This window comes from Pseudomonas sp. BN417, from assembly GCF_029871205.1.
Classification (GTDB): Bacteria; Pseudomonadota; Gammaproteobacteria; order Pseudomonadales; family Pseudomonadaceae; genus Metapseudomonas.
The window spans coordinates 1-15,711 of sequence record NZ_SSOJ01000164.1 but is presented as its reverse complement, the minus strand read 5'-3'; the positions used below and the strand labels follow the sequence as shown (position 1 = coordinate 15,711).

Sequence of the window (15,711 nt, the reverse complement as noted above, 5' to 3'; positions counted from 1 at the left end):
CCCCAAAGTTGTTGGCCCCCTCTCCCGCTTGCGGGAGAGGGCTGGGGAGAGAGCCATCAACGGCAGCACCCTCTCCCCCGGCCCCTCTCCCTGAAGGGAGAGGGGTGACTCATGCAGCGCTGGCAGCGAACTTCTCGTAGTAGAAGTTGGCCGGCGCGATGCCCTGGTCACGGATGAACTGGTTCACCGACTCCACCATGGGCGGCGGGCCGCACAGGTAGACATCCACGTCACCTTCGTTGAGGTGTGCAGGCATGATGTGGTGGGTCACGTAGCCCTTCTGCGGGTAGCTGCTCTCAGGGCTGGACACGCAAGCGCTCCAGGTGAAGTTGGGGATGCGCGCGACGAAGGTCTCGAGCTTGTCCATCTCCACCAGGTCATGGTCGTGGGTCACGCCGTAGATCAGGTGCAGCGGGTGTTCGCTGCCTTCTTCCGCGATCTTCTCCAGCATCGCGGTGAAGGGCGCCAGGCCGGTGCCGCCGGCCAGCAGCAGCAAGGGACGGCGGATATCGCGCAGGTAGAAGCTGCCCAGCGGGCCTGCCAGGGTCATGCTGTCGCCGGCCTTGGCGAGACCCGTAAGGAAGCTGCTCATCAGGCCGCCCGGCACGTTGCGGATCAGGAAGCTGACTTCGCCGTCCTTCTGCAGGGAGCTGAAGGAGTAGGCGCGGGTCTGCTCGCTGCCCGGCACCTGGAGGTTGACGTACTGGCCCGGCAGGAAGGCCAGCTTGCTCAGGGACTCGCCCTTGATCGACAGCGAGATGGTGCTGTCGGACAGCTGGCGCACGGCGCTGATGCTGGCCTCGAAGCTGGCCTGCTGGGTCTTGCAGACCTCGGAGGACACCGGGACCCGCACCACGCAGTCGCTCTCGGCGCGCATCTGGCAGGTGAGCACGTAGCCCTGGGCGGCTTCCTCTTCGCTCAGTGCGTCCTCGATGTAGTCCTGGCCCATGTCGTAGCGGCCGGCTTCGGCGAAGCACTTGCAGGTGCCGCAGGCGCCGTCGCGGCAGTCCAGCGGGATATTGATGCCCTGGCGATAGGCCGCGTCGGCCACGGTTTCGCTGGGGTTGGCGTCGATGAAACGGGTGACGCCGTCTTCGAAGTTCAGTGCGATTTTATGGGACATGGCGACCACCCTAGATGTGATAGACGTCGATGACTTGACGTACGTAATCGTTCTTCAGAACCACCTTCTTCGCCTTGATCAGCGGGCTCTCGCCGCGCACGTCGAGGGTGTAGAAGCTGGTGCCGAAATAGCTGTCCACGGTCTTGTAGCGGAAGCTCAGGGTGTGCCAGTTGAAGCGCACCTGGCACAGGCCATCGGCGACTTCGAGGATCTCGATGTTGCTGATGTTGTGGGAGGTGCGGGTGTCCGGCATGGTCGCGCTGGAGCGATCGGTCTTGATGCGGAACACCCGGTCTTCCAGGCCGCCCCGGTTGCCGTACCAGATCAGCGAGATTTCGGTCTGCGGGTCTTCGGTCAGCTCGTCGCGGTCGTCCCAGGACGGCATCCAGAACGTGGCGTCGCTGGCATACAGCTCCAGCCAGTTGTCCCAGTCCTTGTCGTCCAGGTAGCGCGCTTCGCGGTAGAGGAAGTCGCGCACGGCGTCGTAAGTGATGCTCATTGCACGGCCTCCACGGGGATCAGTTGCTGCTCGGCCGCGGCGGCCTTGAGCATGGTTTCCTGCCAGTACTTGTGTTGCAGCACGAACAGGCCTTCGTCCTCGGTGCGCACGCCGGAGAGCAGCGGGTGCAGGTCGATCTCCTGGGCGGCGGCGTCGGCGCCTTCCACCCAGTGCTCGGCACCGCGGGACATGTCGTTCCAGCCGCGGCTGCCCTGGTAGCCCAGCTGGCAGGAGCGGAACTCCTCCAGGTCGTCCGGGGTGGCCATGCCGCTGACGTTGAAGAAGTCCTCGTACTGGCGGATGCGCTTGGCGCGGGCATCAGCACTCTCGCCCTTGGGCGCGATGCAGTAGATGGTGATTTCGGTCTGGTTGACCGAGATCGGCCGGGCGATGCGGATCTGCGAGCTGAACTGGTCCATCAGGTAGACGTTCGGGTACAGGCAGAGGTTGCGCGAGTTCTCGATCATCCAGTCGGCGCGGGCCTGGCCGAAATCCTGGGCCAGCTCGTCACGACGCTCGTAGAGCGGACGGTCCTCGGGGTTGGCCCAGCGGGTCCAGAGCAGCAAGTGGCCGTGGTCGAAGGAGTAGAAACCTCCGCCGTTCTTGGCCCAGGCGCCGGCGCTCATGGTCTTGATCTCTTCACCCGCCTCGCGCTGCTTGCGCTGGTTCTGGGTGGCGGCGTAGTTCCAGTGCACGGAGCTCACGTGGTAGCCGTCGGCGCCGTTCTCGGCGGTCAGCTTCCAGTTGCCCTCGTAGATGTAGCTGCTTGATCCGCGCAGGACTTCCAGGCCCTCGGGGGACTGGTCGACGATCATGTCGATGATCTTCGCCGACTCGCCGAGGTGCTCGACCAGGGGCTTGACGTCGGGGTTCAGGCTGCCGAAGAGGAAGCCGCGATAGGACTCGAAACGGGCGACCTTGGTGAGGTCGTGGGAGCCTTCGCAGTTGAAGCTGGACGGGTAGCCGGCCTCGGCCGGGTCCTTGACCTTCAGCAGCTTGCCGGAGTTGTTGAAGGTCCAGCCGTGGAAGGGGCAGGTGTAGGAGGAACGGTTGCCGCTCTTGTGCCGGCACAGCTGTGCGCCACGGTGGCTGCAGGCATTGAGGAAGGCGTTCAGCACTCCGTCCTTGTTGCGCGCGATGAAGATCGGCTGGCGCCCCATGGTCAGGGTGAGGTAGTCGTTCTTCTCGGGAATCTGGCTCTCGTGGGCGAGGTACAGCCAGTTGCCTTCGAAGATGTGTTTCATTTCCAGATCGAACAGACGCGGGTCGGTGAACATCTCCCGCTTGCAGCGGTAGATGCCCTTCTCCTTGTCTTCATCAAGCAGCGAATTCAGAAAGTCGAATCCCAGGGACATGGCCAGGGCCTCCGTTGTTATTGTTCAGGCCAGGTCAGGTTAGGGATGCGCGGCGAACGGCAATATCCGCTTTTTGCAGATCGCTATCCGTTTTTTGCAGAAGGGTGGTGGTTGTAGCGAGGCGGTGGTACGGGGTGCGGCTCATAACCTTGTGGGGGCGAATTCATTCGCTAAGGGCAGCGCAGCTGCCCCATCAATGTCTCAGGGCAGACCTGCGGTCTGCTTGGCGAATGAATTCGCCCCCACAGAAAGCTGTGAGCTACAGCCCCCGCCGCTTGAGGGTATCCGACGGCAGTTCACCAAACTGGGCCTTGTAGCTCTCGGAGAATCGCCCCAGGTGCAGGAAGCCGTAGTCCAGGGCCAGCTCGGTGACACTGCGCACGTTGCAGCTGGGGTCGGCCAGGCAGGCGCGGATGCGTTCCAGCTTCTTCTGGCGGATGTAGTGCTTGGGCGTGGTGCCCAGGTGGCGCTCGAACAGCGCGTAGAGGGAACGCAGGCTCATGCTCGCCTGGCGGGCCAGGAATTCGCTACTGATGTCCTGCTTCAGGTTGTGCTCGATGTAGGCGAGGATGCGATCGAAGGAGGCCGCCTGGCAGCCCAGGCCCTCGCGGCTGATGTTGGTCTTCATCAGGGTCAGCATCTTGCTCGCGACTATCTGCGCGTAATGCTCCTGCACCCGCAACAGCGGCTCGCTGGCCTCAGCCTCCTGGCAGACCATGGCCAGCAGGTTGACGAAGCCCTCCAGTTCGTCGAGCCGGTAGTTGTTCTGCAGGAAACGAACACCGGAGCTCGGCCGGTGCCAGCGTTGCTCGTCGCAGATGGAATCGAGCAGCGTGGTCGGCATCTTCAGGATGAACTTCTCGCAGTCGTCCGAGTAGGTCAGGTCCACCGGGTCATCGGGGTTGATCAGCAACAGCTCTCCCGGCGCCAGGTAGTGCTCTTCCTTGTGACCGCGCCACAGGCAATGGCCGCTGAGAAGGATCTGCAGGTGGTAGATGGTTTCCAGCGCCGGCGAGGTGACCCGCACACTGCCGCCATAGCTGATGCGACAGAGGTCGAGGTTGGCGAACTTGCGGTGGTTCAGGCTGGCCTGGGGATGGCCGGCGGCGGGCAGCCGGATGCAATGCGAGCCGACATGCTGGTTCACATATCCGGACACCGCATAGGGGTCCGCACGCTCGAACACCCTACTGCGCTCACTCAGCAGGCGACTATCCATCAGCAGGCACTCTTCTAGTTGTTGTATGCCGCGGGCGTCAGGCCATTTCCGGCAAGCGCCCGCGGACCGTTACCGCGATTCTATGTGACCCTTCTCCTGCATGCCTCGGGTAGAGATAAACGGTTACAGATCATCGACCGAGGCTCAGGTGGCGTCGGCGTGGCTGACCATCCCCTTGATGATCACCGCCGTCGTGGCGATGGCGGCAGGCACCACCAGCGCCGTCAGCACTTGTTCGAAATTCCAGCCCAGGCCCAGCAGGGTCGCGCCGATCCAGGCGCCGAGGATCGCGCCGAAGCGGCCGATGCCGAGCATCCAGGACACCCCGGTGGCGCGGCCCAGGGTCGGGTAGAAACGCGCCGCCAGGGACGGCATCGCCGATTGCGCGCCGTTGACGCACATGCCGGCCAGCAGCACCAGGGTGGCGAGCAGGGTCACCTCGCCCAGGCTCTGGCCCACGCAGTAGGCGAAGACGCCCGCCAGCAGGTAGAAGATGCCGATCACCTTGTGCGGGTTGAAACGGTCCATGGCCCAGCCCACGCCCACGGCGCTGAGCACGCCACCGAACTGGAACAGTGCGCCGATGAAGGCGGCCTGTTCCATGCTCGCGCCGCTGTCGCGCATCAGCGTGGGCAGCCAGCTGGTGAGCAGGTAGACGATCACCAGGCCCATGAAATAGGTCAGCCAGAGCAGCAGGGTGCCAGCGCTGTAGGTGCCGGAGAAGATCACCTGGAATACGTTGCGGCTTTGTACGGTCTGCTGCTCCGGCACGCTGAAGCCGCTGGCCACCGCCACCTCGCCGGGCGCAATGGGCGCCAGGACCTGGCGCACCTTGTCCGCGCCACGGTTGCGCACCACCAGGAAACGCGCCGACTCCGGCAGCCAGAGCAGCAACACCACGGCCAGCAGCAGCGGCAGCAGGCCGCCGAGCAGCAGCAGGCTGTGCCAGCCGAAGGCCGGGATCATCTTCGCCGAGACGAAGCCGCCGGAGGCCATGCCGAGGTTGAAGCCGCAGAACATGCTGGTCACCAGCAGCGACTTGAGGCGTTCGGGGGTGTACTCGGAGAGCAAGGTGGTGGCGTTGGGCATGGCGGCGCCCAGGCCGAGGCCGGTGAGGAAGCGCAGTACCAGCAGTTGTTCGAGGTTGGCGCTGAAAGCGGAGATCAGGCTGAACAGCCCGAACAGGAAGACCGCGGTCACCAGTACGACCTTGCGGCCGAAACGGTCGGCCATGGGGCCGGAGCCGAGGGCGCCGAAGACCATGCCGATCAGTGCGGCACTCATCACTGGGCCGAGGCTGGCGCGGTCGATGCCCCAGTCCTGGGTCAGCGCCGGGGCGATGAAGCCCATGGCGGCGGTATCCAGGCCGTCGAGGAAAACGATGAGAAAGCACAGCAGCACGATGCGCCACTGATAGGCGGAAAGCGGCTGGGCGTTGATGAAGGCTTGAACGTCGAGTGTGCCGGCGGACGGCAGGTGGGCTGGGCTGGTCATGCAAGATTCCTGTTATGGGCCCTCCTCCGCATGCGGGCCGTTCTATGCGGCCTCTGACGGGGAAGACTCGGACTGGACAGGAATGAGGGCTTGCCCGGAAGCGACAGGCTGCTGCCGGGGCTGACTCTCATTGTTGTTATTGGCCGCGCTGGCTGGTGGCACGGCTGTGCAGACGTTACGAAGAGTCGGCGGGTGGTTCAATTCGATAATCGGCAAAGCGTTCGATAGTCGAACGATGTTTGTCCGGGGGATGCCTGTCGGGCATTGCTGCTCCTTGTGGGGGCGATTTCAATCGCTAAGCAGACCGCAGGTCTGCCCCGAGGCAAATCAGGGGGCAGCTTCGCTGCCCTTAGCGAATGAATTCGCCCCCACAAAAAAGCAGTCCTGCGGAAGCTTAGTGAAACAACCGCGTGCTCAGGTCCTTGCTCGCCTCCAGCAGTGCCGGCAGGAAGCGGGTTTCCAGCTCCTGGCGGCTGACCCGGCCGACATGGGTGCCGACGTTGAGGGCCGCCAGCACCTGGCCGGCGGAATCGCGCACCGGCACGGCCACCGAACGCAGGCCCATTTCCAGTTCCTGGTCGATGATCACCCAGCCCTGGCGGCGGATCTCCTCGATGCTGGCGCGCAGGCCTTCCTGCGTATGCACGGTGCGACTGGTCTTCACCTGCAGGTCGGCGTGTTCCAGGTAGTCGTCCAACGCCGCGTCATCCAGCGCCGCCAGGAGGATGCGGCCCATGGAAGTGCAGTAGGCCGGTAGACGGCTGCCGACGCTGAGGTCCACCGAGATCAGGCGGTTGGGCGTTGCCGAGCGGGCGATGTAGAGGATCTCGTCGCCTTCCAGGGTGGCCATGGAACAGGCTTCGTGGAGCTGGATGCTGAGGCGGTCGAGGATTGGCTGCGCAGTGACCGCCAGCGGGGTCGACGACAGGTAGGCATGGCCCAGGGTCAGCACCTTGGGCAACAGCGAATAGGTACGCCCGTCGGTGGTGACATAGCCCAGCTTCATCAGGGTGTGCAGGCAGCGGCGCACGGCGGCGCGCGGAATCTCGGTGCGGTGGCTGATCTGGGCGATGGTCAGGTGGCGCTTGCGCTCCTGGAAGGCGTGGATCACCGCCAGGCCCCGGGCCAGGGAGGTCATGAAGTTGGGGTCGCCGGTGAAGGCTTCGATGCGCTTGGCCGGCGAAGCGATGATGGGCGGGGCCAGGGGTGGCAGGGTGGCACGCTGTTCTTCGGTCATTCTTGTTGTCCTTGCTGGATCGCGGTCACGGCAACTGCGGCCGATTATCGAACCAAAGTTCGATTATCGCAATTGACCCTGCCGGCCTCGGCTCGTACTTTTGCGCGGCCTGGCGGCGCCCCGGTTTGATCAGGTACCTCGGCGCCCGGCAACGGCTTCGCTCATGAGGCGCAGCCGCAATCCTCCCTCCCCCGGCAGAAGCCAATACCCCGGCGTGCCATGTGGGGGCGAATTCATTCGCCAAGGGCAGTGCAGCTGCCCCTGCCAATCCGATGGGCAGACCTGCGGTCTGCTTGGCGATTGAAATCGCCCCCACAACTCCCAAGCCCTACAGCAGCTTGCAGGCCTCGTCGAACTCCAGGCGCGGCGAGCGCGGATGCAGCTTGGACGGGTCGCCATAGCCCAGGTTGCAGATGAAGTTGGTCTTCACATGGCTGTCCGGAAAGTGCTCCAGCTGGAAGGCATTGCCCTGGCCGTCGGCCGGGAAGAACTCATGGTCGACCAGCGCGTTGTCGAAGCCGGACATGGGCCCGCAGTCCAGTCCGAATGCCCTTGCCGCGAGCATGAAGTAGGCGCCCTGCAGCGAGCTGTTGCGCCGTGCCGTGATGCCCGCCAGCTCCGGGGTATCGGCGAACCAGGCACGGGCGTCGGTGTGCGGGTAGAGCTTGGGCAGCTGCTCGTAGAACTTGACGTCGTAGGCAATGATGGCCGTGACCGGCGCCGCCATGGTCTTGTCCACGTTGCCGGGCGCCAGCGCGGGCAGGAGCCGGCGCTTGGCCTCCTCCGTACGCAGGAAGAGGATGCGCGCCGGGCAGCAGTTGGCGCTGGTGGGGCCCCATTTCATCAGGTCGTAGAGCTGGCGCAGGGTGTCGTCGCTGACCGGTTTTTCCAGCCAGGCACTGTAGGTACGTGCCTCGCGGAACAGCAGGTCCATACCTTCCTCGCTCAATCGTTTGCTCATCATCGCCTCCTTCTGCCAGTGTGGGCCGCACGGTCGTGCGGATGCCCCTTAGAGGATAGTCAGCGTGGCAACCGCGTCGGGCACTAGACCAGCAATCCGAGAAAGCTGCTGATCGTGACGAAGGCCAGCACCGTGCAGACCACCAGCGCCGCGGCACAGCGGCCTTCGAGCCCGAAGCGCTGACCGAGGATGGGGTAGATGCTCATCATCGGCGCGCAGGCGAAGAGCACCCCGGCCACCCGCAGAACCGGCTCCACCGGCGGCAACAGTTGAAAGCTCAGCCAAACCGCCAGCGGATGCAGCAACAGCTTACCGATACCGAGCTGCGCCACGTCCTTCGCCAGCCCGCCGGCCTTGAGGCCATAAAGGCTGGCACCTATGACGAAGAGCGCCACCGGCGCCGAAGCCGCGGCCAGCATCTCCACCACCTTGGCCGGCACGGCGGGCAGGCGAACCCCGAGCAGGGCCAGCGCCAGGCCGATGCTGATGGCGATGATGACCGGGTTGCGCAACAAGCGCATGAAGGTATCCAGCAAGGCGGCGCGCAGCCCTCCTCCGTTCTGCCGCCCCAGTTCGGCGATGGCCAGGGCCAGGGGAATCATCAGCAGGTTCTCCACCAGCATCCCGAGGGCCAGGGCCACCGCCGCCGGGGAGCCCAGCACCATGGCCACTATCGGGTAGCCGACGAAGCCGCTGTTGGAGACCGACATGCCCAGGCCGCTCAGCGCGCTGCCACTGAGGCTGTCCTTGCGTACCAGGCGGGAGAACAGGAAACCGCCCCAGAACACCACCTGGGAACCTATGCCGTAGGCCAGCAGGTAGGTGGCGTCGAACACTTCGTCCAGGGGCTTTTCCAGCAGCGCACGAATCACCAGGGCCGGCAGGGCGAAGGTGATGACGAACCTGCCGAGACCGAGGACCTGTTCCGGTCCCAGCAACCGCCCACGGGCGGACAGGAAGCCAATGCCGATCAGGATGAAGATCGGCGCGGTAATACCAAGTATCTGGAGCATTGAGGGCTCTTCAGTGTTCAGTGCCCATCGTCCGGCTGCAGCGGTTTCAACTGCTGCAACCGGCTGCGGGTGCGGGAAAAGTCCATATGGGGTTTGCCTCGGCACAGGTCGTCCAGGCTGGCCTCGCTGGCCAGCAGCAGCCGGGTCCGGGCGTCGTAGGCGATGTCGATCAGGTTGACGAAGCGTTGCTGCACGTCGATGGGCTCTTCCCCCAGGCAGGGCACATCGCTGATGGCCAGGTGGCGGAAGCGCTGGCAGATCCAGAGGAAGTCGGCACTGGAATGCGGCCTGCGGCACAGTTCGTCGAAGTCCAGCCAGGCGCACCCTCCCTCCATGGCCCGCAGGTTCAGGGGATGGTGGTTGACCGCCACCTCCACATCCCGGTCGGCGGCAGTGGTCAGGCCCAGCTGGCGCTCGATCCAGCCCGCGGCGAAGCCCGACAGCGGCCAGCAGTAGCGACCCCAGGATTCCAGCTCGCCACGGCGCTGGCGGTAGTCCTCGCCGCCATCCACCGCGAACACCTCGAAGCGCTTCTCGATCAGCGCGATGGCTGGCTTGAAGCGTTCGCGGTAGAGCGGATTGGGGCAGAGGCCGTCAGGATCGTAGTTGGAGGTGCAGACCAGGCCCACGCCCTCCTCCACCAGCACCTTGAGCAGGCGCCCGAGCAGGACGGCATCGCCTATGTCATGCACGTGGAATTCGTCGAAGCAGAGCAATCGCGTCTCTACCGCCAGCGCCCTGGCGGCCAGGGCCAGCGGGTCGGGCTGGCCGGCAAAAGCCTGCATGCGTGCCTGCAGTTCCTGGAGGAAAGCATGGAAGTGCACGCGGCGCTTGGTCTTGAGCGGCGCGGCGGCGAAAAAGGCATCCATGACGAAGCTCTTGCCGCGCCCCACTCCACCCCACAGGTAGATGCCTGCGGGCCGACGCCGCAGCCAGCCCTTTCTCCCCGCCAGAAACGACTCCAGCCATTGCCCGAGCCGGGCAATGGCTGTGCGTTGCGCTGCGTCGGCCCGGTAGCCCCGGGCCTCCAGCAGGGTCTCGAAGTGCCTTTCGATGCGCTGGCCGACGGCTTCGTCCAGCGCATCGAATGCGGGTTCCCGCTCCCTAGAAGTCAAAGAAAACGGTTTCCCCTTCTCCCTGGATACGGATGTCGAAGCGATAGGCCAGCTTGCCGTCCACTTCGCAGCGCTGCGCCACCAGGGTCTCGCGGCGCTGCGGCTGCTCGATCAGGTTGAGTACCGGGTCGGCGGCGTTGGCCTGGGCTTCGTCGTCGAAGTACAGGCGCGTCTGCAGGTGAATATTGATGCCACGGGCGAACAGCGTGACGTTGATATGCGGCGCCATGGGCACGCCGGCGGCGTTCTTCACCACGCCCGGCTTGACCGTGTGCAAGGTCCATTCGCCGGCGTCGAAGGTGGTGGCTGTGCGGCCGAAGCAGTTGAACGGCTTTTCCAGGTCGAAGGCGGCGTCGTATTCGCCCTGGTGGTTGGCCTGCCAGAACTCCAGGAAGGAGTCGCGCACCAGGTGGCCGTTGCCGTCGAAGACGCGGCCGATCAGCAGGATTTGCTGGCCGGGCGCGTCGGCCTTGGCCATCCGGTTCCAGATTTCCTGGTCACGGGTCGGGTTGCCGGCCGCTTCCAGGGCCAGGCCGATATGGACGTAAGGGCCGGCGGTCTGGGAGGGGGTTTCCGGCAGCAGTTCGATAGGCATGCTGGTCTCTCCTCAGCGGTTCTCGAAGTGGGTCTTGCGCTGGCCGCGCAGGACGATGTCGAAGCGATACGCCAGGCAATCCATGGGATTGGCCATGCTCATGTCGAGCTTGGCGATCAGGGTCTGCACCGCTTCGGGGTTGGCGATCGACTTGACGATGGGGCACATCGGGATCAGCGGGTCGCCTTCGAAGTACAGCTGGGTGATCAGGCGGGTGGAGATGGACGGCCCGCTGATGGAAAAGTGGATGTGCGCCGGGCGCCAGTCGTTGGGGCCGTTACGCCAGGGGTACGGGCCGGGCTTGATGGTGCGGAAGCAGTAGTTGCCTTCGCTGTCGGTCAGGGCACGGCCGACGCCGCCGAAGTTCGGGTCCAGCGGGGCCAGGTAGCGGTCGTTCTTGTGACGGTAGCGGCCGCCGGCATTGGCCTGCCACATCTCCACCAGGGTGTGGGGCACCGGCTTGCCGTACTGGTCGAAGACCCGGCCGGAAACGATGATGCGCTCGCCGATCGGCAGCCCGCCGTTGTTGAAGTTGAGCAGCAGGTCGTTGTCGTGCTGGCCCATCTTCAGGTGGGAGAAATCCGGGCCGCTGGTCTCGGAGATGGACTGTGGGATGCTCACCAGCGCCTGGCGCGGGGAGCGTGCGATGGACGTCTTGTAGTCGGGGGTGAAGGCTTTCGGGTGCCAGTTTCGGTCACGAATGACGAAGCGACTGTGTTCCGCATCGGACATCACGGTTTCCTCTTCTTGGAGTTGTCGGGCGGCCCGTCAATACCAGGGCAGCGGGCCGTGGGTCGCAGTGTCGTCCAATGGCGGCGGATCGAAAATTGAAATCCTGCCCGCCACCCATAACCATATGGTTATGCAAGGCGCCCTTCGCGATAGTCCAGGGCAGCCTCCCGCAGGGTCTCCACCGCCCACTGGGCCGCCAGCGACAGCGGCAGGGATGCGTTGCTGCAGATGCCCACCGAGCCGCCGGGCTCCTTGAAGCCGAGGTCCAACTCGACCAGCTCGCCCTTGCCCAGGTCCAGGCGCACCGCGTCCAGGGGCGCGATCCACACGGCATCGCCGTTGAGTACGTAGCGCCGGCTGAGGGCCAGTGACAGGGTTTCCAGGCGCTGGCGCGGCGGGCTGATGCCGCTCTGCACGAAGAAACCGTCGGCATGCTTGCGGATGGTGGTGCCGGCCAGCGGCAGTACCAGGGGAAAACCGTCCAGGGAGCGGCGGTCGGCGCCCTCCTCCAGCAAGGGATGACCGGCACGGACCACCAGGGTCATGGATTCGCTGTAGAGGTGCTCGAAGGTCAGGCCGTGGATTTCCGGGCTGTCGGTCATCCGCCCCACCACCAGGTCCAGCTCGCCCACCCGCAACTGCGACAGCAGGTAGGCGCCCGGTCCGGTGAGCACGCTGACCACCAGCGAGGGGTGCCGCTGGTGCAAGCGCTTCACCACTTCCGGCAGCAACAGGCCTTCCACCGTGGACAGCACGCCCAGGCGCACGGCGCCGGCGGCGTACTCGCCCTCGCGCAGGCTGTTCACCCCATCGCGCAGGGCCTGTACGCAAGGGCCGGCGTAGCGCATGAAGGCCAGCCCCGCCTCGGTCAGGCTGGCCCCGCCCTTGCCGCGATCGAAAAGGCTGGCGTCGAGGATTTCCTCCAGCTCCTTGAGGGTCTTGGAAATGGCCGGCTGGCTCACCGCCAACTGGTCCGCCGCGCGGGCCAGGCTGCCCTGGCGGGCGACTTCGAGGAAGCACAGCAGGTGACGGAATTTGATGCGGGTATCGATGTTCAACGGCGGGTCCTGTGGCGGCTGGCCTGCGAAGGCTAGCTCAAGCACGGGTTCCGGAGCCAATCCCGCGAGGCTTACCGGCGATCCCCTGTAGGGTGCGCCGTGCGCACCAGGGCCAATGTGCCGGCCCCTCGGTACGCGCGGCGCATTCTACTCGTTGCCGTCTCTACAGCGCGCAGACCTTCCCCGCCAGTTCCACCCGGCCGAAACGCGCGCCCGGATCGAGCGGCGTGATCGCCAGCAGCCTGTCCAGACGCACGGAACAGGGGCCATCCTCCACCTCCAGCACGAAGAACTCCTCCTTCTCCGCGCTGGTATGGGTGGTCAGCGCCCTGGCTTCGAAGCCGCCACCGTCCACCAGTTCCACGCGCACGAGGTAGCGATAGAGACAGGCGATTTCCAGCAGGTCGTGCAGGTCGCAATCCAGGGGCTGGTACATGTCCCGCTCCTTACTTCAGATCGGCGAGGGCGGCGCCGAAATTGATATGCAGCACCTGGCCACCCACCACCAGGGCGGGGACCGACTGCACCCCGGCGGCTTCGGCCTCGGCGACGCGGGCCGAGGTTTCGCCCAGGTGCACCACTTCCACCTTCACCTCGGGAGCCAGCAGGTCGAGAAGGGTGTGTTCAGCGGCAACGCAAACCGGGCATCCGGCGTGGTAGTAGCGAGCGGTAGTCATCTTCAATCTCCCGGTCAAATTAGTATCGAATCGATACATGCATCAGGCTACCCCAGCGAACTCCTTTGTCAACATAGTTTTTACTCGATACTATCTGACGACGGAGGTAAAGATGAGCACCCTATTCGACCTGTTCGAACGACTGACCAGCCTGATGCGCATCTGGCACCGGGAGCACCCGCTCCTGGCCGACCTGCAGCCTGTGCAGCTCAGCGCCCTGGAATACCTGGCGCGCTGCAACCATTACTCGGACACGCCGCTGGCGGTCACCGAGTACCTGGGGCTGACCAAGGGAACGGTGTCGCAATCGCTGAAGATCCTGGAAGCCAGGGGCTTGATCGAGAAGCGCCAGGACCTTCACGACAAGCGCAGCGTGCACCTGGCGCTGACACCGGCAGCGCGGGAGTTGCTGGCCGCGGTGACGCCGCCGGACTTCCTGGCCAAGGCCGCCGCCGAGATGGGCCAGGATGCCGTGGAGCTGGAACGCTTGCTGGGCGAGTTGCTGCGGACCGTGCAGCGCCAAGTCAAGGTACCGGGTTTCGGCCTGTGCAAGACCTGCCGCTTCCACCAGCACAGGGATGGCGAGCCCTTCTGCGGGCTGACCCGGGAGCCCCTGAGCCGCCCATCCATCGAACTGATCTGTCGCGAGCATCAACCTCGTGACGAGGCTGCTTGATCAGGCCTCGCCGCGGTCGAGGAAGGCCTGCGCCTTGAGACCGACGAAGCGGCGACCGGGGTTGTCGCCCGCCGCCCACTCCTGCGGACTGAACAGCTCGAACAGGCCGACTTTCACCAGCGTGGGCACGGCCAGCTCCAGCGCCCGCTCTACTTCACCCCGCTCGCCGCGGTTGTAGCGTGCGACGTTCTGCAGCATGGCGGCCACGGTGCCGGTCTGGACGCGGCTGCCGTCCTTGAGGGTCACGGCGGGCAGGCACTCGCCTTCGGCCAGGATGCGGCTGTTGACGCTGGCGAGTTCGGGATTGGAATCGGTCATGGGGGTTGCTCCTTGCAGGTTGTCCGCGCATTTACTGCGCCTCACCAAGATGGGGGCGCAGCCGCGCATGACAAGGGGCCTCCCTGCCCCGCGGCTTCAGGCGCTCTTGCTCAGGAAGAGTTCGCGCCCTGCATCCAGGCACTGGTCCACCAGCCATTTGCCGTGGGCGATGGAGGCGTGCTGTGCCTTCTCCAGGTCAGCGAGGAAGGCGTGCTCCATGGGCAGCGCGATGCGGCGGGTGGTCTGGCCGTCGGGTGCGGTGATCCGGCAACCGCCGGCATAGGGCGTGGGAATGCCCGGATGCTCGACGACGTCGGCGAATATCGTGTGGTTACGGTGGACGCATTGCAGGGTGCTCATGGGGCATACCTCTTAGTTGAAGGCCCGGGGCCACGGGGTCAGCCGGCCCGGCGGGCGTGGCAGGGAAGTTCAACGAAAGGTCGGCTCGCGCCTTGCTCACTTCCGGATATAGCACAGCGAACCTTCCGAGCCAGTGCAACCGACCAAGGGTCGTCCATTGGCCTGCCAGGTTTCGGCTGAATTGGCTATTCGGCGCGAATCGGTGCCGGGCTAACGTAGCCCAATTCCCCGCAGCCCGCGGGACGACTTGGAGAATGGTTGATGAGCGCACGAATCAAGTGGGCCGAACAGGTACCCGAAGCCTACAAAGCCATGGCTGGGCTGGAGCAGGCCCTTGCCAAATCCGGCCTGGAAAGTTCACTGCTCGAACTGATCCGCCTGCGCGCCTCGCAGATCAATGGCTGCGCCTTCTGCGTCAACATGCACGCCAACGACGCACGCAAGGCCGGTGAAACCGAAGCCCGCCTGCAGACTCTTGTCGTATGGCAGGAAACCGATTTCTTCAGCGAACGCGAGCGCGCCGCCTTGGCCTGGGTCGAGAGCCTGACCCAGTTGGCCGAGCGCCATGCACCGCAGCACCAGTACGACGCCCTGCGCGAGCACTTCAGCGAGGCCGAGATCGTCAACCTGACCCTGGCCATCGCCACCATCAACGCCTGGAACCGCTTCGGCGTAGGCTTCGCGATGATGCCTTGAAGGGGTTCCCGCAAGCGAAAAGGGCCGCCTCGCGCGGCCTTTCGCATTTCCAGGCAGAGGCGCCGCTTTTCCTGTGGGGGCGATTTCAATCGCGAAGGGCTGCGCAGCAGCCCTCATGCCGTCCACAAGGCAGGCCCGCGGCCTGCTCAGTGAATGAATTGGCTATGTCTGCGTTAGCTGTTGCGATACCGAACAGAAGTGTCTAGCACGGGTCTTTCAGGCCTCCGCGCTTGCTGATACATCCCTCATCCGAACGCGGCCCGCCCCAGCCCCTCTCCCGCAAGCGGGCGAGGGGTGACTCGCGCCTGACAGGGCGCGGTAATCCTGACGCCTGGTCATTGCCTGAACCTGTGCACAAGAGGTGGGGCAGCGACTCTGCCCCGTCAGCAGGCCGAGCGGAAGCGTTGCGCAGGGGGACGAGCGGCATGGATGCCGCGAGAGGCGTGCGGGGCCAGGGATGGCCCCTCACGCCGGCCCCCCGGAGCAATGATGGAGCGAGGGAAGTTTGGCGAAGCCAAACCCGGATGCAGGGGCAAGCCCTTTTGGTTTCTTTTGGGGCGACTGCCAAAAGAGACTCGCCGGG

General features: G+C 65.0%; 18 protein-coding genes. 2 read left to right on the top strand and 16 right to left on the bottom strand.

Annotation, left to right across the window (positions count from 1 at the left end):
• Positions 1–109: 109 nt before the first annotated feature.
• The 14 genes from benC to E8F11_RS28755 all read right to left on the bottom strand — a co-directional run bounded on the left by benC (position 110) and on the right by E8F11_RS28755 (position 13,078).
• Entirely contained in the window at positions 110–1,123 is a 1,014-nt protein-coding gene (gene benC, locus E8F11_RS28820; RefSeq protein WP_280292330.1) for a benzoate 1,2-dioxygenase electron transfer component BenC, read from the bottom strand.
• Positions 1,124–1,133: 10 nt separating this feature from the next.
• Positions 1,134–1,622: a benzoate 1,2-dioxygenase small subunit gene (benB, locus tag E8F11_RS28815; RefSeq protein WP_280292329.1), complete on the bottom strand. Its 489-nt coding sequence runs from the start codon at positions 1,620–1,622 to the stop codon at positions 1,134–1,136.
• Entirely contained in the window at positions 1,619–2,977 is a 1,359-nt protein-coding gene (gene benA / locus E8F11_RS28810; protein ID WP_280292328.1) for a benzoate 1,2-dioxygenase large subunit, read from the bottom strand. The genes benB and benA overlap by 4 nt, the downstream gene beginning before the upstream one ends.
• Before the next feature lie 259 nt (positions 2,978–3,236).
• Positions 3,237–4,196, bottom strand: a complete 960-nt coding sequence (locus E8F11_RS28805; protein WP_280292327.1) for an AraC family transcriptional regulator — start codon at positions 4,194–4,196, stop codon at positions 3,237–3,239.
• Between the two features lie 144 nt (positions 4,197–4,340).
• Entirely contained in the window at positions 4,341–5,690 is a 1,350-nt protein-coding gene (locus E8F11_RS28800; RefSeq protein WP_280292326.1) for an MFS transporter, read from the bottom strand.
• A 394-nt stretch (positions 5,691–6,084) separates the two neighbouring features.
• On the bottom strand, positions 6,085–6,927 hold the full coding sequence (locus E8F11_RS28795; RefSeq protein WP_280292325.1) for an IclR family transcriptional regulator C-terminal domain-containing protein: 843 nt from the start codon (positions 6,925–6,927) through the stop codon (positions 6,085–6,087).
• Between the two features lie 328 nt (positions 6,928–7,255).
• The gene (locus E8F11_RS28790) at positions 7,256–7,888 is read right to left on the bottom strand and encodes a malonic semialdehyde reductase (RefSeq protein ID WP_280292324.1); all 633 of its coding nucleotides are present in this window, start codon (positions 7,886–7,888) and stop codon (positions 7,256–7,258) included.
• A gap of 83 nt (positions 7,889–7,971) precedes the next feature.
• Positions 7,972–8,901 carry an AEC family transporter gene (locus tag E8F11_RS28785; protein WP_280292323.1) on the bottom strand — a complete coding sequence of 310 codons (930 nt, stop codon included), beginning with the start codon at positions 8,899–8,901 and terminating at the stop codon, positions 7,972–7,974.
• Positions 8,902–8,918: 17 nt separating this feature from the next.
• Positions 8,919–10,016: a cell division protein ZapE gene (gene zapE / locus E8F11_RS28780; RefSeq protein ID WP_280292322.1), complete on the bottom strand. Its 1,098-nt coding sequence runs from the start codon at positions 10,014–10,016 to the stop codon at positions 8,919–8,921.
• Positions 10,006–10,611 (bottom strand): protocatechuate 3,4-dioxygenase subunit alpha, encoded by a 606-nt coding sequence (gene pcaG / locus E8F11_RS28775; protein ID WP_280292321.1) that lies wholly within the window; start codon positions 10,609–10,611, stop codon positions 10,006–10,008. Before pcaG ends, zapE begins: the two co-directional genes overlap by 11 nt.
• Positions 10,612–10,623: 12 nt before the next feature.
• A complete protein-coding gene (gene pcaH, locus E8F11_RS28770) occupies positions 10,624–11,343 on the bottom strand; it encodes a protocatechuate 3,4-dioxygenase subunit beta (RefSeq protein WP_280292320.1) in 720 nt (239 codons plus the stop codon).
• Between the two features lie 128 nt (positions 11,344–11,471).
• The gene (gene pcaQ / locus E8F11_RS28765; protein ID WP_280292319.1) at positions 11,472–12,401 is read right to left on the bottom strand and encodes a pca operon transcription factor PcaQ; all 930 of its coding nucleotides are present in this window, start codon (positions 12,399–12,401) and stop codon (positions 11,472–11,474) included.
• Positions 12,402–12,564: 163 nt separating this feature from the next.
• Positions 12,565–12,837: a Rho-binding antiterminator gene (locus tag E8F11_RS28760; protein ID WP_280292318.1), complete on the bottom strand. Its 273-nt coding sequence runs from the start codon at positions 12,835–12,837 to the stop codon at positions 12,565–12,567.
• Between the two features lie 10 nt (positions 12,838–12,847).
• Positions 12,848–13,078, bottom strand: coding sequence for a glutaredoxin domain-containing protein (locus E8F11_RS28755; protein WP_280292317.1), 231 nt, complete (start codon positions 13,076–13,078; stop codon positions 12,848–12,850).
• A gap of 112 nt (positions 13,079–13,190) precedes the next feature.
• On the opposite strand from E8F11_RS28755, the gene E8F11_RS28750 reads away from it, so the two are divergent.
• Entirely contained in the window at positions 13,191–13,754 is a 564-nt protein-coding gene (locus E8F11_RS28750; RefSeq protein WP_280292316.1) for a MarR family winged helix-turn-helix transcriptional regulator, read from the top strand.
• Here E8F11_RS28750 and E8F11_RS28745 read toward each other — a convergent pair whose 3' ends face one another.
• Together E8F11_RS28745 and E8F11_RS28740 are read right to left on the bottom strand one after the other, a co-directional pair.
• A complete protein-coding gene (locus E8F11_RS28745; protein WP_280292315.1) occupies positions 13,755–14,072 on the bottom strand; it encodes a hypothetical protein in 318 nt (105 codons plus the stop codon). It abuts the gene before it with no gap.
• A gap of 96 nt (positions 14,073–14,168) precedes the next feature.
• Positions 14,169–14,432: a hypothetical protein gene (locus tag E8F11_RS28740; protein ID WP_280292314.1), complete on the bottom strand. Its 264-nt coding sequence runs from the start codon at positions 14,430–14,432 to the stop codon at positions 14,169–14,171.
• Between the two features lie 261 nt (positions 14,433–14,693).
• On the opposite strand from E8F11_RS28740, the gene E8F11_RS28735 reads away from it, so the two are divergent.
• On the top strand, positions 14,694–15,128 hold the full coding sequence (locus E8F11_RS28735; protein ID WP_280292313.1) for a carboxymuconolactone decarboxylase family protein: 435 nt from the start codon (positions 14,694–14,696) through the stop codon (positions 15,126–15,128).
• Positions 15,129–15,711: the final 583 nt, after the last annotated feature.